The 22580-nt window shown below is 72.1% G+C and carries 21 protein-coding genes; 17 read left to right on the top strand and 4 right to left on the bottom strand.

Annotation, left to right across the window (positions count from 1 at the left end):
- Positions 1–148 precede the first annotated feature (148 nt).
- Complete coding sequence (gene smc, locus AB0I32_RS01580) at positions 149–3982, top strand: chromosome segregation protein SMC (protein ID WP_357502148.1); 3834 nt, start codon at positions 149–151, stop codon at positions 3980–3982.
- Between the two features lie 157 nt (positions 3983–4139).
- A complete protein-coding gene (locus AB0I32_RS01575) occupies positions 4140–4679 on the top strand; it encodes a hypothetical protein (RefSeq protein ID WP_357502146.1) in 540 nt (179 codons plus the stop codon).
- Between the two features lie 40 nt (positions 4680–4719).
- Here the strand turns inward: AB0I32_RS01575 and AB0I32_RS01570 are convergent, their stop codons facing one another.
- From AB0I32_RS01570 to AB0I32_RS01555, 4 genes are read right to left on the bottom strand one after another with little or no spacing between them, the layout of a single operon-like run.
- The gene (locus tag AB0I32_RS01570) at positions 4720–5529 is read right to left on the bottom strand and encodes an ABC transporter ATP-binding protein (protein ID WP_357502144.1); all 810 of its coding nucleotides are present in this window, start codon (positions 5527–5529) and stop codon (positions 4720–4722) included.
- Positions 5529–6593, bottom strand: a complete 1065-nt coding sequence (locus tag AB0I32_RS01565; RefSeq protein ID WP_357502142.1) for an iron chelate uptake ABC transporter family permease subunit — start codon at positions 6591–6593, stop codon at positions 5529–5531. Before AB0I32_RS01565 ends, AB0I32_RS01570 begins: the two co-directional genes overlap by 1 nt.
- Complete coding sequence (locus AB0I32_RS01560; protein ID WP_357502139.1) at positions 6590–7609, bottom strand: iron ABC transporter permease; 1020 nt, start codon at positions 7607–7609, stop codon at positions 6590–6592. The genes AB0I32_RS01565 and AB0I32_RS01560 overlap by 4 nt, the downstream gene beginning before the upstream one ends.
- The gene (locus tag AB0I32_RS01555; protein WP_357502137.1) at positions 7606–8655 is read right to left on the bottom strand and encodes an iron-siderophore ABC transporter substrate-binding protein; all 1050 of its coding nucleotides are present in this window, start codon (positions 8653–8655) and stop codon (positions 7606–7608) included. The genes AB0I32_RS01560 and AB0I32_RS01555 overlap by 4 nt, the downstream gene beginning before the upstream one ends.
- A 157-nt stretch (positions 8656–8812) precedes the next feature.
- Between AB0I32_RS01555 and ftsY the strand changes: the two genes are divergently transcribed.
- The 15 genes from ftsY (at position 8813) to AB0I32_RS01480 (ending at position 22523) form a co-directional block, all read left to right on the top strand.
- Positions 8813–9976, top strand: a complete 1164-nt coding sequence (gene ftsY, locus AB0I32_RS01550) for a signal recognition particle-docking protein FtsY (protein WP_357502135.1) — start codon at positions 8813–8815, stop codon at positions 9974–9976.
- Positions 9977–10261: 285 nt separating this feature from the next.
- The gene (locus AB0I32_RS01545) at positions 10262–11563 is read left to right on the top strand and encodes an ammonium transporter (RefSeq protein ID WP_357502133.1); all 1302 of its coding nucleotides are present in this window, start codon (positions 10262–10264) and stop codon (positions 11561–11563) included.
- Between the two features lie 43 nt (positions 11564–11606).
- Positions 11607–11945 (top strand): P-II family nitrogen regulator, encoded by a 339-nt coding sequence (locus AB0I32_RS01540; protein ID WP_116674478.1) that lies wholly within the window; start codon positions 11607–11609, stop codon positions 11943–11945.
- 19 nt (positions 11946–11964) lie between these two features.
- Complete coding sequence (locus AB0I32_RS01535; protein ID WP_357502131.1) at positions 11965–13758, top strand: HD domain-containing protein; 1794 nt, start codon at positions 11965–11967, stop codon at positions 13756–13758.
- 34 nt (positions 13759–13792) lie between these two features.
- Complete coding sequence (gene ffh / locus AB0I32_RS01530; protein ID WP_357502129.1) at positions 13793–15430, top strand: signal recognition particle protein; 1638 nt, start codon at positions 13793–13795, stop codon at positions 15428–15430.
- A gap of 63 nt (positions 15431–15493) precedes the next feature.
- Positions 15494–16615 (top strand): amidohydrolase family protein, encoded by a 1122-nt coding sequence (locus AB0I32_RS01525; protein WP_357502127.1) that lies wholly within the window; start codon positions 15494–15496, stop codon positions 16613–16615.
- A 177-nt stretch (positions 16616–16792) separates the two neighbouring features.
- Positions 16793–17218 (top strand): 30S ribosomal protein S16, encoded by a 426-nt coding sequence (gene rpsP, locus AB0I32_RS01520; RefSeq protein ID WP_357502125.1) that lies wholly within the window; start codon positions 16793–16795, stop codon positions 17216–17218.
- On the top strand, positions 17218–17457 hold the full coding sequence (locus AB0I32_RS01515) for an RNA-binding protein (RefSeq protein ID WP_116674482.1): 240 nt from the start codon (positions 17218–17220) through the stop codon (positions 17455–17457). Before rpsP ends, AB0I32_RS01515 begins: the two co-directional genes overlap by 1 nt.
- Before the next feature lie 122 nt (positions 17458–17579).
- Positions 17580–18128: a ribosome maturation factor RimM gene (rimM, locus tag AB0I32_RS01510; RefSeq protein WP_357502122.1), complete on the top strand. Its 549-nt coding sequence runs from the start codon at positions 17580–17582 to the stop codon at positions 18126–18128.
- A 1-nt stretch (position 18129) separates the two neighbouring features.
- Complete coding sequence (trmD, locus tag AB0I32_RS01505; RefSeq protein ID WP_357502120.1) at positions 18130–18921, top strand: tRNA (guanosine(37)-N1)-methyltransferase TrmD; 792 nt, start codon at positions 18130–18132, stop codon at positions 18919–18921.
- A 240-nt stretch (positions 18922–19161) separates the two neighbouring features.
- On the top strand, positions 19162–19509 hold the full coding sequence (gene rplS / locus AB0I32_RS01500) for a 50S ribosomal protein L19 (RefSeq protein ID WP_116674485.1): 348 nt from the start codon (positions 19162–19164) through the stop codon (positions 19507–19509).
- Between the two features lie 178 nt (positions 19510–19687).
- The gene (lepB, locus tag AB0I32_RS01495; protein WP_357502118.1) at positions 19688–20506 is read left to right on the top strand and encodes a signal peptidase I; all 819 of its coding nucleotides are present in this window, start codon (positions 19688–19690) and stop codon (positions 20504–20506) included.
- Positions 20507–21199, top strand: coding sequence for a ribonuclease HII (locus AB0I32_RS01490; protein WP_357502116.1), 693 nt, complete (start codon positions 20507–20509; stop codon positions 21197–21199).
- Between the two features lie 7 nt (positions 21200–21206).
- Complete coding sequence (locus tag AB0I32_RS01485) at positions 21207–21506, top strand: DUF2469 domain-containing protein (RefSeq protein ID WP_116674488.1); 300 nt, start codon at positions 21207–21209, stop codon at positions 21504–21506.
- Positions 21507–21635: 129 nt separating this feature from the next.
- Positions 21636–22523 carry a glycoside hydrolase family 16 protein gene (locus tag AB0I32_RS01480; RefSeq protein ID WP_357502114.1) on the top strand — a complete coding sequence of 296 codons (888 nt, stop codon included), beginning with the start codon at positions 21636–21638 and terminating at the stop codon, positions 22521–22523.
- The last annotated feature ends 57 nt before the right edge of the window (positions 22524–22580 follow it).

Raw genomic sequence — 22580 nt, 5'->3', positions numbered from 1 at the left:
GTTCGTCACGAGATCGGCATCGTCGTCCACGGGGTTCGCCAAGCGCTCCCACTCGTCGAGCAACGACGAGTCCACGCCGCACGCTCTACTTCGGCGTACCCGGGGTTACGTCCGACGTTCAGGCCACGTTCACAGTTAGGCTCACCGCGTGCACCTCAAGACGCTCACGCTCCGGGGATTCAAGTCCTTCGCGTCGGCGACCACCCTCGAGCTGGAGCCGGGCATCACCTGCGTGGTGGGCCCCAACGGCTCCGGCAAGTCCAACGTGGTCGACGCGCTCTCCTGGGTCATGGGCGAGCAGGGTGCCAAGTCGCTGCGCGGCGGCAAGATGGACGACGTCATCTTCGCCGGCACGACCGGCCGCGCGCCGCTGGGCCGCGCCGAGGTGGCCCTGACGATCGACAACACCGACGGCGCGCTGCCGATCGACTACACCGAGGTCACGATCTCCCGCACGCTGTTCCGCAGCGGCGGTTCCGAGTACGCGATCAACGGCAACAGCTGCCGCCTGCTGGACATCCAGGAGCTCCTGAGCGACTCCGGCATCGGACGCGAGATGCACGTCGTGGTGGGGCAGGGCCAGCTCGACGCCGTCCTGCGCGCGACGCCGGAGGAGCGGCGCGGCTTCATCGAGGAGGCCGCGGGCGTCCTCAAGCACCGCAAGCGCAAGGAGAAGGCGCTCCGCAAGCTCGACGCGATGCAGGGCAACCTCGCGCGCCTGGGCGACCTGACCGCGGAGCTGCGCCGTCAGCTGGGGCCGCTGGGCAGGCAGGCGGAGGCGGCGCGCAAGGCGCAGACCGTGCAGCGCGAGCTGCGCGACGCGAAGTCCCGCCTGCTCGCCGACGACCTCGCGCAGCTCACCGCCCAGCTCGAGCAGGAGCGCGCGGACGAACGGTCGCTCAAGGAGCGCCAGGCCGAGACCGAGGCGGCGCTCACCGAGGCACGTGGCACGCTGGCCCGCCTGGAAGCGGCGATGTCCGCGGAGTCGCAGCAGGTCAACCAGGCCGGCGACACGGTCTTCGCGCTGTCCCAGACGCGGGAGCGCCTGCGCAGCCTGCAGTCCCTGGCCGGCGAGCGTGCCCGCCTCCTGGGTACCGCGGAGCCGATCCGCCAGGGCCAGGACCCCGACGACCTCGAGGCGCAGGCGGCACGAGCCCGCGCGAGCGAGGAGGAGCTGGTCACCGAGGTCGAGATGGCCCACGAGGTCGTCGAGACCGCCGTCGACGCGCGGGCAGAGGCCGAGGCGGCGGCGCAGGCCGCCGAACGTTCGCACGCCGCGCTGCTGCGCGCCGCCGCGGACCGCCGCGAAGGGCTTGCCCGCCTGGCCGGCCAGGTCGCCGCGCGGCGCAGCCGGGTCGAGGCCGCGCAGTCCGAGCTGGACCGGCTGCGCGAGGCCCTGCTCGAGGCGGAGCAGCGGGCCGAGAGCACGTCGCGCGAGCTCGGGGCGCTCGAGACCGAGGTCGGCGTGGGCGGCGAGGACGGCGCGGAAGGGCTCGACGTCGCGCACGAGGCGGCGTCGGGGGTGCTCGAGCTGGCCAAGGCCGAGGTGCGGCACCTCCAGGAGCAGGTGACCACCGCTCAGCGCGACCGCAGCTCGGCGGCCGCGAAGGTCGAGGCGCTGGAGCTGAGCCTGGACCGCAAGGACGGCGCCGGCACGCTGCTGGCCGCCGACCAGGCGGGAGTCCTGGGCTCGGTGGCAGCGCTGCTGGGTATCGAGGCAGGTTTCGAGGACGCGGTGGCCGCCGCGCTCGGCCCGGTGGCGGACGCCGTCGCGGTCGCCGGCGTCGACGAGGCGGTGGACGCGCTGCGGCTCCTCCGCGACCAGGACGCCGGCCGCGCCAGCCTGGTCGTCGGCTCGGACCGCCCGGCCGCCCTCGGCGCCGACCGCCCGGCGGTCGACCTCCCTGCCGGGGCCCGGTGGGCGACGGACGTGGTGCAGGTCGCGGGCCCGGCGTCGGCGGCGCTGCTGACGATCCTGCGGGACGTGGTGGTCGTGGACGACCTCGCCCGGGCCCGCGCCCTGGTGCGGGACCAGCCCGTGGTCGCCGTGACCCGAGCAGGTGACCTGCTGGGTGCCACGCGCGCCTGGGGCGGGTCGGCGGCCGCGCCGAGCGTGCTGCACCTGCAGTCGGCACTGGACGAGGCGAAGGCCGCCCGCGACGAGGCAGCGGCCCGGGAAGCCGACGGGACCGCGCACCTCGAGCGAGCCCGGACCGAGCGGACGGCGGCGCAGGAACGGTACGACGAGACGCTCGCCAGGCTCGGGGAGGCGGACGCCGCCCGCGCCGCCGCCGCAGAGCAGCTCGGGTCGCTGGGCGCGGCCGCCCGCGCCGCCCAGGCGGAGGCGGACCGCCACCGCGCGGCGCTGGAGCAGGCCCAGTCCCGCCGCGCGGAGGACGAGATCGAGCTCGAGGCGCTCGTCGAGCGCATGACGATCGCCGAGGAGGAGCCCGCCGACGGCGAGGGGTCGATCGACGACCTGCAGGCCCAGCGGGACGAGGCCGCGGCAGCCGCCACCGCGGCCCGGGCGCGCGAGACCGAGGCCCGGCTGGCCCTGCGGACCGCCGAGGAACGGGCGCGTGCCGTGTCGGGTCGCGCGCAGGCGCTGACTGCGGCCGCCGAGCAGGAGCGCGAGGCTCGTGCGCTGGCCGCGGAACGTGAGGAGCTCCGGCGTCGGGACGCCGAGCGCGCCACGCTGGTGCAGCAGGCGGTGGCCGTGGCGCTCGAGGCGATAGCGCGCTCGCTGGACCGGGCGGTGGCCGAGAAGGCCGCTGCGGAGGAGGCCCGGGCCGCCGGCTCGGAGCAGCTGCTCGCGGTGCGGGGGACCGTCGAGTCGCTGACCGGCCAGCTGCGCGAGCTCACCGACGTCGCGCACCGGGACGAGGTCGCCCGCGCGCAGCAGGTGCTGCGCCTGGAGCAGCTCCAGTCGCGCGCCTCGGACGAGCTGGGCATGGATCCCGACGTGCTCATGGAGGAGTTCGGCCCGCACCAGCCGGTCCCGGTGTACGAGGGCGACGTCGCCGTCCGCGGGCGCAGGCGGCGCGCCGTCGTCGAGCGCGACGACGAGGGCAACCCCATCCGCTACGAGGGGGACCCCACGCTGCCGCGCGGCGCGGCAGCGCGCGAGGACGCGCTCATCGCGCGGACGCGTGCGCTGCACGAGGCGGGTCTTCGGCCCGACGACCCTGCGGCGACCGCCGTGATCGTCGCGGCCGCCGGGGCCGAGCCGCAGGAGGCTCCGGCCGAGGGCGAGGCCGCCGCCGGTGAGGAGCCCGAGTCCACGGAGCCGAAGCCCGACCGGATGGTCCCCTACGTCCGCGAGGAGCAGGAGGCCCGGCTGGCGAAGGCCGAGAAGGCGCTGTCCCGGATCGGCGCGGTGAACCCGCTCGCGCTGGAGGAGTTCGCGGCCCTGGAGGAGCGGCACCAGTTCCTGGTGGACCAGCTCGCCGACCTGAAGAAGTCGCGCGAGGACCTGCTCCAGATCGTCGACGACATCGACGAGCGGGTGCAGCAGGTGTTCGCCGAGGCGTTCCAGGACACGGCGGCCAAGTTCCTCGAGATCTTCCCGCGGCTGTTCCCCGGTGGTGAGGGCAGGCTGACGCTCACCGAGCCCGACAACCTGCTCACGACCGGCATCGAGGTCGAGGCACGCCCGGCCGGCAAGAAGGTCAAGCGGCTCTCGCTGCTGTCGGGTGGCGAGCGTTCGCTGGCGGCGGTGGCGTTCCTCGTGTCTATCTTCAAGGCGCGGCCCAGCCCGTTCTACATCATGGACGAGGTCGAGGCCGCGCTCGACGACGTGAACCTCGGCCGCCTCATCGAGATCTTCAAGGAGCTGCAGAAGGACAGCCAGCTCATCGTGATCACGCACCAGAAGCGCACTATGGAGGTCGCGGACGCCCTCTACGGCGTGACCATGCGGGGCGACGGCGTCACGACTCTGATCAGTCAACGCATGGGCGATCGCGAGACCGTTACCGCCTGAACCAGAGCCCGAGCCACTCCGAGGGGGTGAAATTCGACACCCCTCGGCAGCGAAACGCCAGGTGTGAGGGATTTCTCCTGCTGAAATTGCGCGTGTCGCACGGCGTGTCGCGCCGCTCTGTGCGGCAGGACAGGACAAGACACGCCACAATGGGCCCATGTGGTGGTCGGTCATTCTGCTCGTGGTGTGCCTGGTCCTGGCGGTGGGCGTCTTCGTCGTCGCCAGCCAGATGGATGCGCCCTCGAACAGGAGTGAGGAGTTCTCGTTCCTCCAGTGGTTCCGGTCCGGCATCGCACATATCCGTGGTGACGCCAAGCGGCGCAAGGACGGCCGCCGCCTCGGGGCCTCCGCCGTAGCGACGCACGCGGTGGGCGCGCCCTCCGTGTGGGTGGGCAAGCCCCCTGTGGTCAGGCCGGACACCAAGCCGGTGGACATGGGGATGTCCGAGTTCTTCGCCGCGACCATCGAGTCCAAGCCCGGCTACGTCGACGCCGAGGAGCTGACGGACGTGCTCAACCGGGCACGCGACCAGGCCCAGAAGACCCTGCACGTACCGCTCGGTCCGGTGCCGCTCAAGCCCGCCAACCTGGTCCCCGGCCAGCTGCGGGCAGTTCGGCCGGTGCGGACGGTTCGTCCCGTCCGGCCCGTCACGCAGGAGTCGCCCGCGGAGCAGGGTCCGGCCCAGGCCGCGAGCTAGGCAGCCGCGAGCTACGCAGCCGCGAGCTAGGCACCATCCGTCAGGACTGCACCGTCCGGTGCGGGACGATCACGGGCGTGCCGTTCAGCGGGTCGGTGAGGATCGACGCCTCTACGGAGAACACCTCGCGCAGCAGGTCGGCGGTGACCACCTCGGCGGGAGCGCCCTCCGCGACGATCTCGCCGTCGCGCATGGCGACGATGTGGTGCGCGTACCGGCAGGCGAGGTTGAGGTCGTGCAGCACCATGACGACCGTCCGCGCCCGGTCCCGGTTGAGGGTGGCGACCAGCTCGAGCACGTCGAGCTGATGGGCCATGTCCAGGTAGGTGGTCGGCTCGTCCAGGAGCAGCAGGTCCGTCTGCTGGGCCACCGCCATGGCGATCCAGGCCCGCTGACGCTGCCCGCCGGACAGCTCGTCCACGTCCCGCGCGGCGAGGTCCTCGGTACCCGTGGCGCGCAGCGCGTCCGTCACGGCCTCCGTGTCCGCCTCGCCCCACTGGTGCCACCAGCTCTGGTGCGGGTGGCGCCCCCGCGAGACGAGGTCCCGCACGGTGATGCCCTCGGGCGAGACCGGCGACTGGGGCAGCATGCCCATGACGCGGGCCACCTCCCGGGTGGGCCGGTCGGCGATGGCCTTACCGTCCAGGAGCACGGTGCCGCTCGTCGGCGGCATGAGCCGGGCCAGCCCGCGCAGCAGCGTGGACTTGCCGCAGGCGTTCGGCCCGACGACGACCGTCACCTGCTGGTCGGGCACGTCGAGCGACAGCGCGCGCACGACGGTCCGGTCGCCGTAGCCGAGGGTGACGCTGTCCGCCCGCAGGCGGGCGTCGGACGCGATGGCCGTGTTCATCAGGGAGTACCTCTCGTCGAGCGGCGACGCTGCAGCAGGTACAGCAGGTAGGGCGCGCCCACCAGGGCGGTCAGCACACCGACGGGGAGCTGGAACGGCAGCGCCGTGCGTGCGACGGTGTCCGCCACCAGCACGAGCGAGGCACCGGCGGCGCCCGCCAGGACCGGCGGGATATCGGGGACGGCGGCCAGCCGGCGGGCCACCTGCCCGGAGACCAGCGCGACGAACGCGACCGGCCCGGCGGCCGACGTCGCCAGGGCGGCGAGGAGCACCGCGATCACCAGCAGGGCCGCCCGGGCGGCGCCCGGCCGGACGCCCCACCCGGCTACGACGTCGTCCTCGAACAGGAGCGCGCGGTTCGTGTGCGCGAGGACCAGGGCGGCGGGCAGCAGCAGCGCCACGCCGACGACGACGGGCACGGCCTCACCCCAGCCGCGCGCGTTCAGGCTGCCGGTGAGCCAGGCCGCCGAGCGCTGCGCGTCGTAGACGTCGATCCGGGTCAGCAGGAACTGGGTCAGCGCCGTGAGCGCCGCGGACAGCGCGATGCCGACCAGGAGGATGCGCCTGCCGCGCAGGGCACCGTCCCGGGCGAGCAGCGCGATCAGCCCGGCGGCGGCGAGGCCGCCCGTCAGGGCCGCGACCGGGACGGGGACGACGCCGACCGGACCGCCCAGGGAACCGACCGCGATGACGGCCACAACGGCCACTGAGGCTCCCGCGCTGATGCCGAGCACGTCGGGGCTGGCCAGCGGGTTGCGCAGCACACTCTGGCTCAGCCCGCCGGAGGCCCCGAACGCCGCACCGACGACGACGGCCAGCACGACCCGGGGGAGCCTGACCTCGAGCACCGCGTAGACGGTGTTCTCGGACCCGTTTCCCTGGAGCGCCGCCCACAGGGCGGCGGGCGTCGTCGGTTCGTCGCCCAGGCTCAGGGCGGTCGCGGCCACGAGCGCGAGGAACAGCAGCGTCCCGAGCACGGCGATGACCACCCGTCGGCGCGGCCGGGGTCGGGGCAACAGGGAGCGCGCCGTCCGGACGGGCCGGCGGGGCGGGGCGGCGATCACCGGGACCGCTCCTTCGCGCGCCGGGTCAGCCAGATGAAGAAGGGCGTGCCGAGCAGCGCCGTGACGACGCCGACCTGTACCTCGGCAGGGCGTGCGACCAGCCGGCCGACGACGTCGGCTGTCACCAGGAGCAGGGGTCCGAGCAGGGCCGAGAGCGCGAGCACCCGCCGCACGTCGGTCCCGACCAGGGTCCGGGCGACGTGCGGGATGGCCAGGCCCACGAAGGCGATCGGGCCGGCCAGCGCCACGGCGGTGCCCGAGAGGAGCACGACCGCCGCCCCGGCGAGCAGCCGGGTCCGCACGACCGCGACGCCGAGGGCGGCCGCCGTGTCGTCCCCGAGGGCCAGGGCGTTGAGCGAGCCGGAGACGACCACGGCCAGGATCCCGCCCGCGACCGCCGGCGGGATCGCCGGGAGCAGCACCGCGGGATCGGGCAGGCTCAGCGCGCCCACCACCCAGAAGCGGTACTGGTCCATCGTGGAGGCGTTGAGCAGGACCGTCGCCGAGACGGCGGCGCCGAGGAACGCCGTCATGGCCATCCCGGCGAGCGTCATGTTCACCGGCGTCAGCCCTTCCGGCGACCGGCTCGCGAACAGGTAGACCGCGGCGGTCGCCAGGGCCGCGCCGACCAGCGCCAGCAGCACGCGGGGCGTCCCCGCCCCGAGGCCGAGGAACGCGCTGCCCGCCACGACGGCGACGGCGCCGCCCGCGGAGATGCCGAGCAGACCGGGGTCGGCGAGCGGGTTGCGGGTGACCGCCTGCGCGAGCACCCCTGCGACGCCCAGCGCCGCGCCGACGAGCAGGCCGAGCAGGGTACGGGGTAGCCGAAGCTCCCAGATCACTGTCGCGGCGATGCCGTCGTGCCCCAGCAGCCCGGCGAAGGTCTCGGCGGGAGACAGGACCCGCGTGCCCACCGTGACCCCGGCCAGCGCGGCGGCGATCAGCAGGACGAGCGTGACCAGCAGGACGGCGGTGAGCGCCGTCCTGCTCGCCGCGACGGTCCGGGGTGCGCTCACCGCTGGTCGGCGGCGATGGCTTCCAGGTCGTCGAGGACCAGGTCGGCCCCCGTCACACCCAGACCCAGATACCAGGTGTCGTCCGCCACCTCGCGCACGACGCCGCCGTTCGCCACCGCGGGGACCTGGTCCCAGAGGGGGCCGTCGACCACTGCCGCCTGCTCGGTGGCGTCGGGCTGGCCGTAGGTGCCCCACAGGAGCCAGTCGCCCTCGGCGAGCGTGATCTCCTCGGCGGAGATCTCCACGGCGAGGTCCGCGATGTCCTCGGTCTCGGGCCGGGGCAGGCCGGCGTCGGCGAGGATGGTGCCGATGAACGAGTCGTTGGCGTACAGCCGGATCTGGCCCGCCATGAAGCGCAGCATCGAGATGGTCGGCGCCGTGCCACCGTTCGCGTCGGTCACCTCGGCCCCGACCTCCGCGGCACGCGTCTCGTAGGCGGTCAGCAGCTCCTGCGCCTTCTCCTCCTCGCCGACGGCGGCGGCGTTGAGCAGGAAGTTCTCCTTCCAGAGCACGCCGGGGCGAGGCGAGAGGACGGTCGGCGCGATGTCCTGCAGCTGACGCTTGAGGTTGTCGTCGTCGATCCGGAGGGACGTGCCGAGGATCAGGTCCGGCTCGAGGTTCTTGATCTGCTCGAGGTCCAGGGCGTCGTACGGGCCCAGGTCCACCGCGTCGCCGACGGAGAGGTAGTCGGGAGCCATCCCGACGTCGGCGGGGTGGGCGATGCCGACGGGCTCGATCCCGAGGGAGGCCATGTTGTCGAGCTCGCCCGTGTCGAGCACGACGACGCGCTCCGGCTTGGCGGGGATGACGGTCTCGCCGACCTCCTCGTTGGCCACGAGGTTGCGTACCGTGCGGGGGAACTCACCGGGTGCGGCGTCGGTGCCGAGCTGCGCCGCGAGCTTCCGGACGTCGGCGAACCCCTCCTGGCCGGTGGCGACGTTGGACTTGTTGTCGCCGTCGCCGCCCTCGTCGGCCGCGCCGCAGCCGGTGAGGAGGACGGCGCCGAGGGCAAGGGTGGCGACGGTCGCTGAGAGCGCGCGGGGCATGGTGGTGTTCCTCTGTGTCCTGGACGAAAGTGGCACGGCCACGTCACCCTACACTCGTGATTAGGCAAGCCTAAGAACGTCTGGTTGCCGAAGGCACCGATCGAGGGCTGGGCGGCGGCTGCCGCGCCGCCGTCCACGGGATGGAAGAATCTGGGGCGTGAACGAGCTTCCCTGGATCGAGATCATCTCCGCCGTCGTCGTCCTCGCGGGTGGCGGCGGTATCGCCGGCCTCCTCGTGGCCCGACGTCGGAGGCGCACCCAGGACCACGGTGGAGGCCAGGCGACGGTCGAACGCGAGCCGGAGGTCGCGGTCGAGCCGGGCACGGTGGTCGAGCCCGAGGTCTCGACGAGCCCGACCCGTGAAGCGCCGGTCGAGACGCCTGCACCCACCGCCGGCCGCCTGGTGCGGCTTCGCGACCGCCTCGCGCGCTCCGGCTCGCCCCTGGGTGCCCGGCTGCTGTCCGTGCTGTCCCGGGACTCGCTCACCGAGGACGACTGGGACGAGATCGAGGAGGAGCTGCTTCTCGCGGATGTCGGCGCCGGTCCCACCACCGAGCTGCTGGAGGCGCTGCGTACCAAGGTCCGGGTGCTGGGTGTGCGGGAGCCCGCCGCGGTGCGCGACCTGCTCCGCTCCGAGCTCGTGGCGCTCCTGGAGCCGGCTCTCGACCGCACGCTGCGGACCGAGCCGACCACCGCCGCCGACGGCACGCACCTGCCCGCCGTGACCCTCGTGGTGGGCGTGAACGGCACGGGCAAGACGACGACGGTCGGCAAGCTCGCCCGGGTGCTGGTGGCCGACGGCCGGAGCGTCGTGCTCGGCGCCGCCGACACCTTCCGGGCGGCGGCTGCGGACCAGCTCACCACCTGGGGCGACCGGGTGGGCGTGCCCACCGTGCGCTCCGACCGCGAGGGCGCCGACCCGGCGTCGGTGGCGTTCGAGGCGGTCGCGCGCGGACGCGACGAGAAGATCGACGTCGTGCTGGTGGACACCGCCGGGCGCCTGCAGAACAAGGCGGGCCTCATGGACGAGCTCGGCAAGATCGTGCGGGTCTCGAGCAAGGTCGCGGCGCCGAGCGAGGTGCTGCTGGTGCTGGACGCGACCACGGGCCAGAACGGCCTCTCCCAGGCGCGCGTCTTCGCGGAGGTCGCCGGCGTCACGGGCATCGTGCTGACCAAGCTCGACGGCACCGCGAAGGGCGGCATAGTCGTCCAGGTGCAGCGGGAGCTCGGCGTCCCGGTCAAGCTCATCGGCCTCGGCGAGGGCCCGGACGACCTGGCGCCGTTCGACGTGGAGGAGTTCGTCGACGGCATTCTGGGCTGATTCCTCATCAGTAATTGCGCGATGATGCCCTCCGGTTTGGACGACTGTCCAATACGTGAGAATGCCATGTGAGCGGCACGTTACAAACGCATAGCCATGAAATGTCGAGCGGATCACGGTTCGGTCCAAAAATTCGCCCGACCCGGACGCGAAATCAGACGTTTACATGCCCCCCGTCTGCGTCACGCATTCGTAACCTCGATGCAGGTCGCGCGTAACCGCTTCCCGCGACGGTAGTCGCGGTGGGCCGAGTCACCAGGACCGGTCCGGGGAGAGAGGCACCTGATGGAATTCGAACTGGACAGTGGAAACACTGCCTGGATGATCACCGCCTCCTCGCTCGTGCTGCTGATGACGCCGGGCCTGGCGTTCTTCTACGGCGGCATGGTGCGCGGGAAGAGCGTCCTCAACATGATGATGATGAGCTTCAGCTCGATCGGTGTGGCCGGTCTGATCTGGGTGCTGTACGGATATTCGCTGACGTTCGGTTCCGACATCGGCGGCATCATCGGCAACCCCGCCGACTTCTTCGGCCTCGCGATGACCGATGACGAGTCGCTGATGGCCGCCGTCGGGGTCCCGGCAACCGTCGCCGCCGCCTTCCAGGCGACCTTCGCGATCATCACGGTCGCCCTCATCTCCGGCGCGATCGCCGACCGCGTCAGGTTCGGCACCTGGCTCGTCTTCGCCGCCCTCTGGGTGACGCTGGTCTACAGCCCCGTCGCGCACATGGTGTGGGGCGGCGGCCTGCTGGGCATCGACGGCCCGATCGCGACGGCCCTCTCCGCGCCCATCGACTTCGCCGGCGGCACCGTGGTGCACATCAACGCCGGTGTGGCCGGTCTCGTGCTCGCGCTGGTCATCGGCAAGCGCAAGGGCTTCGGCACCGAGGCCATGCGCCCGCACAACCTCCCGTTCGTCATGCTCGGCGCCGCTCTCCTCTGGTTCGGCTGGTTCGGCTTCAACGCAGGCTCGGAGTTCGCCGCCGACGGCACCGCCGGCCGCGCCTGGCTGAACACCCTCGTCGCGACCGGTGTCGCGATGCTGGCCTGGATGGCCACCGAGAAGCTTCGTGACGGCGCGCCGACCACCCTCGGTGCCGCGTCGGGTGTGGTCGCCGGTCTGGTCGCGATCACGCCGGCCGCCGCGGCTGTCGACACCTTCGGCTCGATCGCCATCGGCGTCGTGGCCGGCATCCTCTGCGCCCTGGCCGTCGGCCTGAAGTTCAAGTTCGGCTTCGACGACTCGCTCGACGTCGTCGGTGTGCACCTGGTCGGTGGCCTCGTCGGCACCGTGCTCCTGGGCTTCTTCGCCACGGACAACCCGGCCTACGGGGTCTGGTACCCGGAGGGCGCGCTGAACGGCCTGTTCTACGGGGGCGGCTTCACGCAGCTCATCAGCCAGATCGTCGCCGCGCTCGTCGCCGTCATCTTCAGCGCCGTCGTCACCGCGATCATCGCCTTCGCCCTCAAGTTCACCCTGGGCTGGCGCATCTCCGAGGAGGCGGAGGTCAGCGGTATCGACCTCGCCGTCCACGGTGAGACCGCATACGAGAACTCCGGCTCTACGATCACCGAGGTGCGCTGACCGTGACCACGGTGCAGCAGCCGACTCTGAAGGAGGTACGCGCATGAAGCTCGTCACGGGTGTCATCCAGCCCCACCGTCTCGACGACGTGAAGACGGCGTTGGAGGGTGCGGGGGTTCGCGGTATGACCGTGAGCGAGGCCAGCGGCTACGGCCGGCAGAAGGGCCACACCGAGGTCTACCGCGGTGCCGAGTACACCGTCGACCTGGTGCCGAAGGTCCGCATCGAGGTCCTGGTCACGGACGCTGACGTCACCGCGGTGACCGACGCGATCGTGGGCGCCGCCCAGACCGGCAAGATCGGTGACGGCAAGGTGTGGGTCGTGACGGTCGACGACGTCGCCCGCGTGCGCACCGGCGAGCACGGCGACTCCGCCCTCTGACGGGAGCGTTCGTCAACGTATGAGCAGTGACCCGGCGCCCGAGGGCGCCAGGGAGCAGCCGGAGGCCCCGCACCCCACCGCTGGGGTGCGGGGCCTCCGCGATGAGCTCCTCACCATCGCCGCGGACCTGACCGGTCCGGGCCGTTCGGGCCTGGCCCGGCGGTCCGCCGTCGGGCAGCGGGTCACCGACCGGCTCGGTTCCTTGTTCGCGGAGGCGACCAGGGACGTGGATCCGTCGGGCATCGCCCTGGCGGCGGTCGGCAGCCTCGGTCGGGGCGAGCTCGGGCCCCTGAGCGACCTCGACCTCGTGCTCGTGCACGACGGGCGGACCCACGGTCCGAAAGAGCTGCAGCAGGTGGCCGAACGCCTCTGGTACCCGCTGTGGGACTCGGGCGTGGACATCGATCACGCGGTGCGTTCCCTGAGCCAGTCCCGGCAGGTCGCGGCGAGCGACCTCCCGGCGGTGATCGGCTGGCTGAGCGTCCGTGCGGTGGCCGGCGACGCCGTCGTCGTGCACCGTGCCGCCTCCGCCGTGCTCACCGACTGGCGCGCCGCCGCGCGGCGGCGGCTGCCCGAGCTGATCTCGTCCACGCGGGACCGCGCGCAGCGCGCGGGGGAGCTCGCGTACCTCATCGAGCCCGACCTCAAGGAGGCGCGCGGCGGCATGCGGGACGCCGTCCTGCTGTCCGCGCTCGCCGCGACCTGGCTCACCGACCGGCCGCACGGCGCGGTGGACGCGTCCTACACGCACCTGCTCGACGTGCGCGACACCCTGCAGGTCGTCACGCGGCGCCGCACCAGCCGCCTGCTGCTGGCCGACCTCGAGGAGGTCGCCGAGCTCACCGGGTACGACGACGGCGACGAGCTGCTGGCGAGCCTCGCCGAGGCGGGCCGGGTCATCTCGTACGCGCTCGACATGACGGTGCGCGGCGCGCGGCAGGCCCTGTCGCGCCCGGTGGGCGTGGGCAAGCCCCTGTGGGTGCGCGGACGGCGCACGCCGCCGCGCCTCCGCTCCGTCGGCGACGGCCTGGTCGAGCACGACGGCGAGCTCGTGCTCGGTGTCGGGACGCGCCCGGCCGAGGATCCGCTGCTGCCCCTGCGGGCCGCCGCGACCGCTGCCAGGACCGGGCTCGTGCTGTCGCCCGTGACCATCCGGAGCCTCGAGCAGTGCCCGCCGCTGCCCGAACCGTGGCCGCCGGCCGCCCGCGAGAGCCTGCTCGCGCTGCTCGCAGCGGGGCAGGCGCAGGTCCCGGTATGGGAGGCGCTCGACCTCGCCGGGGTGGTCACCTCCTGGATCCCGGAGTGGGCGGACGTGCGCAACCGGCCGCAGCGCGCGGCGATCCACCGGCACACCGTGGACAGGCACCTCGTCGAGACGGCTGCGGTCGCCGCCCGGCTGCGGCGTCGGCTGCCCGAAGCCGGAGGGGCCGCCGGCGACCTCCTGCTGCTGTCCGCGCTGCTGCACGACATCGGCAAGGTGCGCGGCGCGGCCGACCACTCGGTGGAGGGGGCCCGGCTGGTGCCAGGCATCCTGACGCGCGCCGGCTTCGCGCCCCAGGTGGTCGACGACGTCACGCGGCTCGTGCGGCACCACCTCACGCTCGCGGACCTGGCCACCACCGCCGACCCCGACGACCCGGCAACGCCGGCCGCCCTCCTGGACGCGGTGGACCACCGGCGCGACCTGCTCGACGTGCTGCGCGCCCTGACGGAGGCGGACACGACGTCGCTGGGGCCGAAGCACTGGACGGGCTGGCGGGCGAGCCTCGTGGACGGGCTCACGGAGCGGGCCCGCGCGCTGCTGCCCGGATGAACAACCGGTGACCCCTGTCGATTAGGCTGTGCCCGTGTTCAATTCCCTGTCCGACCGGCTTACCTCGACGTTCAAGAACCTGCGCGCGCGGGGCCGTCTCTCCGAGGCGGACATCGACGCGACCGTGCGGGAGATCCGCCGCGCCCTCCTCGACGCCGACGTCGCGGTGCCCGTGGTGCGCGAGTTCACCGCGGCGGTGCGCGAGCGCGCGCTCTCGTCCGAGGTCTCCGGTGCGCTGAACCCGGCCCAGCAGGTCGTCAAGATCGTCAACGAGGAGCTCGTCGACATCCTCGGCGGGGCCACGCGCCCGCTCACGCTGGCCAAGACGCCGCCGACCGTGATCATGCTCGCGGGTCTGCAGGGTGCCGGTAAGACGACGCTGGCCGGAAAGCTCGCGCACGCGCTGAAGGGGCAGGGCCACACGCCGGTGCTGGTCGCCGCCGACCTGCAGCGCCCGAACGCCGTGACCCAGCTGTCCGTGGTCGCCGAGCGCGCCGGCGTGCCGGTGTTCGCGCCGCACCCGGGCAACACCTCGGTGGCGGACGACCCAGCGGCCGACGCGCCGCTGATCGGCGACCCGGTGGGGGTAGCGCGGGACGGCGTCGCCTATGCCAGGGAGCGCCAGCACGACGTCGTGATCGTGGACACCGCCGGCCGCCTCGGCATCGACGAGGTGCTGATGCAGCAGGCCTCGGACATCCGCGCCGCGGTGAACCCGGACGAGGTCCTGTTCGTCATCGACGCGATGATCGGCCAGGACGCGGTGAACACCGCCAAGGCCTTCGCCGACGGCGTCGACTTCACCGGTGTGGTGCTCTCGAAGCTGGACGGCGACGCCCGCGGTGGTGCCGCCCTCTCGGTCGCCAAGGTGACCGGCCGGCCCATCATGTTCGCGTCCACGGGCGAGAAGCTGACCGACTTCGAGGTCTTCCACCCCGACCGCATGGCGAGCCGCATCCTCGACATGGGTGACGTGCTCACCCTGATCGAGCAGGCCGAGAAGGCGTTCGACGCCGGCGAGGCCGAGAAGATGGCGGCCAAGGTCGCCAGCGGCCAGGACTTCACGCTCGCGGACTTCCTGGTGCAGATGCAGCAGCTGAAGAACATGGGCTCGATGAAGAAGATGCTCGGCATGCTGCCGGGCATGGCCCAGATGCGTGACCAGCTCGACCAGTTCGACGAGCGTGAGGTGGGCCGCATCGAGGCGATCATCCACTCGATGACGCCCGCCGAGCGCGAGAACCCGAAGATCATCAACGGCTCGCGCCGCGCGCGGATCGCCAAGGGTTCCGGCACCACGACGACGGCCATCAACCAGCTCCTGGAGCGGTTCGAGAACGCCCAGAAGATGATGCGCCAGATGTCCAAGGGCGGCGGCATGGGCCCGGGCGGGATGCCCGCGATGCCCGGCGGCCCCGGCATGGGCATGGGCAAGAAGTCGCGTGGCAAGACGGCCCCGCCGAAGAAGGGCAAGAAGGGCAAGTCCGGGAACCCGGCCAAGCGCGCCCAGCAGGAGCAGGAAGCGATGCAGCGCGCGCTCGGCGGCGGACCCGCGACCACCCCGTCGGCGCCGGCCGGCTCGGCCTTCGGCGTCGCCCCCAAGAAGGACGCGGCGCCCGACCTCAGCAACATCGAGCTCCCGCCCGGCCTGGAGAAGTTCCTGGGCCGGTGACGGCGGCCTGTGGTCTCACGGGCTGAATCGGGAGAACGAGTTCGGGGAGAACGAGGGAGCGCCATGTCTGCGCTGGAAGGTCCGACCGCGGTGATCCGCGGACGCATCCTGCTGGGTGACGACCGCGAGGCCGAGGAGATCTGGGTCCGCGGGGGTCGCGTCAGCCTGACGCGCCCGTCGGCGCAGGGCACCAACATGCAGGTCCTTCAGGGCTGGGTGGTGCCCGGCCTGGTGGACGTGCACTGCCACATCGGGCTGGCCGCCGACGGCGTCGTCCCGGTCGAGGAGGCCGAGAAGCAGGCGGCGGCCGACCGCGACGCCGGAGTGCTGCTGATCCGCGATGCCGGCTCGCCGCTGGACACGGCGTGGGTGCACGACCGCAGCGACCTGCCCCACCTGCTGCGCTCGGGCATGCACCTGGCGCTGCGCAAGCGGTACCTTCGCAACTACGGGCTCGAGCTCGAGTCGCCGGAGCAGCTCCCCGAGGCGGTGCGTATCCAGGCCCGTCGCGGCGACGGCTGGGTCAAGCTCGTGGGCGACTGGATCGACCGGTCCCTCGGGGCCGACGGCGACCTGCGCCCTCTGTGGCCAGAGGACCTGCTCAAGGAGGCGGTCGCCGTCGCGCACGCCGAGGCGGCCCGGGTCACCGTGCACGCCTTCGCCACCGAGACCATCGACGGGCTGCTGGCCGCCGGGGTGGACTGCATAGAGCACGGGACCGGCATGACCGCCGAGCACATGGCAGCGGCCGCCGAGCGCGGGATCGCCGTGACGCCGACCCTGCTGCAGATCGGCCAGTTCGAGAACATCGCGGCGCAGGCCGACGGCAAGTACCCGGTATACGCGGAGCGGATGCGCGCCATGTACGCGAACCGCTACCAGCAGGTGCGCGACCTGCACGAGGCGGGCGTGCGGCTCCTGGTCGGCACCGACGCGGGCGGAACCATCTCCCACGGCCGGATCGCCGACGAGTGCGCCGAGCTGGTGGCCGCTGGCATCCCGGCCGCGGAGGTCGTGGCGATGGCGTCCTGGCGGGCCCGCGACTACCTGGGCTTCGGGGCCGTCGTCGAGGGCTCGAGCGCCGATCTCGTGGTGTACCCGGCGGACCCGCGCGAGGACATCGAGGTGCTGCGTCACCCCACCGCGGTGGTCCTGCGCGGCACCGTCCACCCGACGGCGCGCTGACCCGCGCGGGTGTGACGCGAACGCGGTTGGTGACCCGTCTCGCCGTCTGGCACAATGTGCACGTACTCGGTGTGCCCGGACCCCTCTCATCTGGTCAGGCCGTGTCTCGGTTCTACCCACCGCTTCACCCCACGTCGCGGTGCTCGGACCACCCCATTCAACAGGAGATACCACTTCGTGGCTGTCAAGATTCGTCTCAAGCGCCTCGGCAAGATCCGGGCCCCGTACTACCGTGTCGTCGTCGCCGACTCGCGCACCAAGCGCGACGGTCGCGTGATCGAGGAGATCGGCAAGTACCACCCGACCGAGGAGCCGTCGCTCATCGAGATCAAGTCGGAGCGCGCACAGTACTGGCTCGGCGTCGGCGCACAGCCGACCGAGCAGGTCGCCGCACTGCTCAAGGTGACCGGTGACTGGCAGAAGTTCAAGGGCCTGCCGGGCGCCGAGGGCACCCTGCGCGTCAAGGGCGAGAAGGTCGACGCGACCGCCGCCATCGAGGCCGTCAACGCCGATGCCGAGAAGGCCAAGGCCAAGGCCGCCGAGAAGGCCGCCGCCGCCAAGGCCGAGGCTCCGGCTGAGCCGGCCGAGGGCGACGAGGCCTGATGCTCTCGGAGGCCCTCGAGCACCTGGTGCGCGGCATCGTGGACAACCCGGAGGACGTTCGCGTCTCCGCGAAGACGCTGCGCCGTGGTGACCTGCTCGAGGTCCGCGTGCACCCCGACGACCTCGGCCGAGTCATCGGCCGCGGTGGTCGCACGGCTCGCGCGCTGCGCACCGTGATCGGTGCGCTTGCCGCAGAGGGCCCGGTGCGGGTCGACGTCGTGGACGTCGACCGGCGCTGAGCGCATCGCTGCTCTGCACGACGACGAGGCCCGGTCCGAACGTGGACCGGGCCTTGCTCGTTCCCGCTGAACCGCTGGTCGAGCCTGTCGAGACCCCTAACCTTCACTCTTCGAGGAGACACATGCAGCTGACCGTCGCCCGCGTCAGCAAGGCGCACGGGCTCAAGGGCGAGGTAGCCCTCGACGTGCGCACGGACGACCCGGAGACCCGGCTCGCGATCGGCGAGCGGCTCGAGACGGTCCCGGCCGACGTCGGGCCGCTGACCGTGACGCACGCGCGCGAGCACCAGGGCCGGTGGCTGGTCACGTTCGCCGAGATCAGCGGCCGGACCGCCGCCGAGAACCTGCGCGGGACGGAGCTCGTCATCGAGGCGGACGCCTCCGACGAGGAGGACGCCTGGTACCCGCACGAGCTCGCGGGACTGCGCGTGGAGCTCGAGGACGGCACGGTGGTCGGCACGGTGATCTCCCTGGAGTACATGCCGGCGCACGAGTCGCTCCTGATCGAGGAGACCCTGCCCGACGGCGGGACCGTCCGCACGCTCGTCCCGTTCGTCCTGGCGATGGTGCCCGTGGTCGACGTCGAGGGTGGTCGCGTCGTGGTGACCCCGCCCGCCGGGCTGCTGGCGCGCGACGCCGACGCCGCGATCGTCGACCGGGAAGACGACTGACGTGCGCGTCGACGTCATCTCCATCTTTCCCGACTACCTGGCGGCGCTCGACCTGTCGCTCGTGGGCAAGGCGCGGCAGCGCGGCCTGCTGGACCTGCGGGTGCACGATCTGCGCGACTGGACGACCGACCGGCACCGCACGGTCGACGACACCCCGTTCGGCGGGGGCGCCGGCATGGTCATGCGCCCTGACATCTGGGGCCTCGCGATCGACGAGGTGCTGGACACCGGTGCGACGGGCGCGCACCTGATCGTCCCCACGCCGTCGGGCGAGGTGTTCACGCAGCGGCACGCCGAGAGCCTGGCGTCGGCGGAGCAGCTCGTGTTCGCGTGCGGACGGTACGAGGGCATCGACGCGCGCGTGGCCCAGCACTACCGGGACGCCGGGATCGCCGTCCACGAGCTGTCGATCGGCGACTACGTGCTCAACGGCGGCGAGGTCGCCTCGCTGGTCATGATCGAGGCAGTGGCGCGGCTGATCCCCGGCATGGTCGGCAACCCCGACTCCCTGGTGGAGGAGTCGCACGGGGCCGCGGGGCTGCTGGAGTACCCGGTGTACACGAAGCCGCCGTCGTGGGCCGACCTCGAGATCCCCGAGGTGCTCGTGTCGGGGCACCACGCGAGGATCGAGCGCTGGCGCAGGGACCGCGCGCTGGAGCGGACGGCGCGGCTGCGGCCGGACATGATCGCCGCGCTCTCCGTGACGAACCTGGACAAGCACGACCTGGCGCTGCTCGCGGAGCTCGGCTGGGTGCCCGGTCCGGACGACACCGACGGGCTGATCCGGGCCTGAGGCTGCCCGCGCCCGACGTCACACCTGCTCCGGGAGCCGGTTCGCACGTGCGTGTGGCAGAATTACCCCTCGGTGCGTCGCCGGTCAGGTCTCTGCCACAGGGGACGGCCGGGGCGGGCAACCGCCCCTGACCGGGTAAAGCCGCACCAGCATCCACAACCTTCCGGGACCCGACGGCCAGCAGGCCGAGGCGGGGCCCACGATATTCGTGCCTGACCTGTGGCAGGCCCGGAGAGAACAATGCAGAAGCTCGACATGATCGACGCAGCCTCGCTGCGGTCCGACATCCCGGAGTTCCGCGCCGGCGACACCGTCAAGGTGAACGTCAAGGTCGTCGAGGGCAACCGCTCTCGTGTCCAGGCCTTCCAGGGCGTCGTCATCTCCCGCCACGGCGGCGGGATCGGCGAGACGTTCGCTGTCCGCAAGGTCAGCTTCGGTGTCGGCGTGGAGCGCAAGTTCCCGCTCCACGCGCCGTCGATCGAGTCCATCGAGGTCGTCAGCCGCGGCATCGTCCGTCGCGCGAAGCTCTACTACCTGCGCGACCTGCGCGGCAAGAAGGCGAAGATCCGCGAGAAGCGCGACAACTGACGCGTCTGCGCGTCACAGCGACACTGGCGCCTGCGTCATAGCTTCGGCCGCCGTCCTCAGCTTCGAGGGCGGCGGCCGTCGTCGTACGTGACCTGCGTCTGTGTTGATATCAGACAGGGGTCGTGTGCGCTCGCGAGCCATTTCGCCGCAGGCGCCCCGAGGTGACAGAGTTACCCCCGTGACGAGTTTCGACCGGGTGGCGCCGCCCACCCCTATTGATGGGACGCCCTTGAGCGCAGCAGAACCGTGGGAGAGCAGCGGGGCGCATCGACAGGGCGGAGCCGCGCACGGTCGTGAACCGAGAAAGCAGCAGTCCGGCTTCGTGGCGATGCTCCGGGAGATCGGGATCATCGTCGTCAGCGCGCTGATCCTGTCCTGGCTCATCAAGACGCTGCTGGTGCAGCCGTTCTACATCCCCAGCGCGTCCATGGAGGACACGCTGACGCAGGGCGACCGCGTGATGGCATCGCGCCTGACACCCGGCCCGTTCGACCTGAAGCACGGGGACATCGTCGTCTTCGTGGACCCGGGGGACTGGCTGCCGCCGTACGTGCCGCCGGAGCGTGGACCGGTCGGCGACGGCATGGTGTCGTTCCTGACCACCGTGGGTCTGCTGCCGCAGGACACCGGCGACCATCTCATCAAGCGCCTGATCGGGCTGCCCGGTGACACCGTCGTGTGCTGCGACGCCGAGGGACGCGTGTCGGTGAACGGCACGCCCATCGACGAGACGTACATCAAGCCGGGGTCGATCCCGAGCGAGGACCAGTTCGAGGTCACCGTGCCGGAGGACATGCTCTGGGTGATGGGTGACAACCGGCAGAACTCGCAGGACTCCCGCAAGAACCGTGGCAAGCCCGGCGGCGGGTTCGTCCCCGTCGACAACGTGGTCGGGACGGCGTTCGCCACCGTGTGGCCGCTGGACCGGCTGAACTGGCACAGCAACCCCAGCGACGTCTTCGCCGGTGTTCCGGACGCGCCTCCCGCGGAGAAGTAGGTGGTCCGCGCGGTCCCCACGCTGCGACACGAGAGGGCGCTGCTCGCCTCCGGCGCCCGCCTCGTCGCGGGCATGGACGAGGTGGGGCGTGGCGCCCTCGCGGGCCCGGTCAGCGTGGGCGTCGTGGTGGTCGACGCCGCCACGCGCACCGGGCCGAAGGGCGTCGCCGACTCCAAGCTCCTGACGCCGGCCGCGCGCGAGGCGATCGCGCCGGCCGTGCGGCGGTGGGCGGTGGCCTGGGGCGTCGGCCACGCGGGTCCCGCGGAGATCGACGAGGTCGGGATCATCGCGGCCCTCAGGCTGGCCGGGCGGCGCGCGCTCGCCCAGGTGCGTCTGATGTGCGGCGACGTCGACGTCGTCGTGCTGGACGGAAAGCACGACTGGCTCTCCACGCCGTCGCTCGACCTGTTCGCGGCGGCGGACGCCCCGGACGACGGGGTGCGCGACCCCGCCGTGCGGACGCTGATCAAGGCCGACATGACCTGCACGTCGGTGGCTGCCGCCAGCGTGCTGGCCAAGGTGGAGCGGGACGGGATCCTGGTCGAGCTGGCCCAGCGGCACCCGGAGTACGCCTGGGACCAGAACAAGGGGTACAGCGCCAAGGCCCACATGGACGCCCTGGGGCTGCACGGGCCGACACCGCAGCACCGCAGATCCTGGAACCTGCCCGGAACTGCGGCGTCGGTGGGATGATGTCGTCGTGAGCGCCGAAGACCTCGAGAACTACGAGACGGAGATGGAGCTCGCGCTCTATCGGGAGTACCGGGACGTGGTGGGCCTGTTCTCCTACGTGGTGGAGACCGAACGCCGGTTCTACCTCGCCAACCAGGTGGACCTGCAGGTGCGGTCCGCGGCGGGCGAGGTGTATTTCGAGCTGCGGCTCGCCGACGCCTGGGTGTGGGACGTCTACCGTTCCGCGCGCTTCGTGAAGTCGGTGCGCGTGGTGACGTTCAAGGACGTGAACGTCGAGGAGCTGGCGAAGGCGGAGCTGTCGCTCTGACGCGGGCTCGACCGACCCGTTCCGGTCCGGGTAAGGGATTCACCCACTGTCCGGCTGATGCCTTGACCCTGCGCTCCCGGAGCGGGCAGCCTCGCAATTGGTAGATCTTGATTACCAATGGAGGTAGAGATGCGCATCCCGGCGATCCTTGCGACGACATCCCTGGCGGCCGTGCTGGTGGCCGGGACAGCGATCCCGGAGGACGCCGCACCGACGGCGGAGCTGTTCGACGACTTCAGCTACAGCGGTCCGGGCGACCCGCTTCTCGCCCAGCGCGGCTGGTACGTCCGTTCCGGCGGCGGCGGCCCGGGTGTGCCGGGTGCGGCATGGTCGCGGGACCACGTCTCGTTCCCGACCGCCGACGGCGGCCAGGTGCTGGAGCTCAAGGCGTCCACCGAGGGTCCCGCCGGCGCCACCGTGCAGTCAGAGGTCTCCCATCAGCGCAAGTTCGCCGAGGGCACCTATGCCGCCCGCGTACGTTTCGCAGACACTCCGGTCAGCGGCCCGGACGGCGACGAGACCGTCCAGAGCTTCTTCACGATCACGCCGCTGGACGCGCCCATGGACCCGGACTATGGCGAGCTCGACTTCGAGTACCTGCCGAACGGGGGCTGGGGTGAGTCCGGTCCGACGCTGTTCATGACCACCTGGGAGACCTACCAGCCAGACCCGTGGCTCGCGGACAACGTCCACGGCACGGTCTCGGCAAGCCTGGACGGTTGGCACGACCTCGTGATCCAGGTCGCCGGCGGCCGGGTGACCTACTACCTGGACGGCACGGTGGTGGCCGACCACGGCGACGAGTTCTACCCGGAGACGTCGATGTCGATCAGCTTCAACCACTGGTTCATCGCCGGTGGCCTGGTCGCGGACGGGACGCCGCGCGAATATCTGGAGCAGGTCGACTACGTCTACTTCACCGAGGACGAGGTCGTCCCACCGGCCGAGGTGACTGCCCGGGTCCAGCAGTTCCGGGCCGGATCGGTGGGCTGGGTCGACACCGTTCCGACCGGGTGACCGGACCCTGGGCGCCCGGCGTCGGATCTGAAAGTCCTCCGAGCAGGTACCGACCTG

This window comes from Promicromonospora sp. NPDC050249 (genome assembly GCF_040656015.1).
Taxonomy (GTDB): Bacteria; Actinomycetota; Actinomycetes; order Actinomycetales; family Cellulomonadaceae; genus Promicromonospora.
The sequence above is the reverse complement of the archived record's forward strand: the minus strand, read 5'-3'. Positions and strand labels throughout refer to the sequence as shown.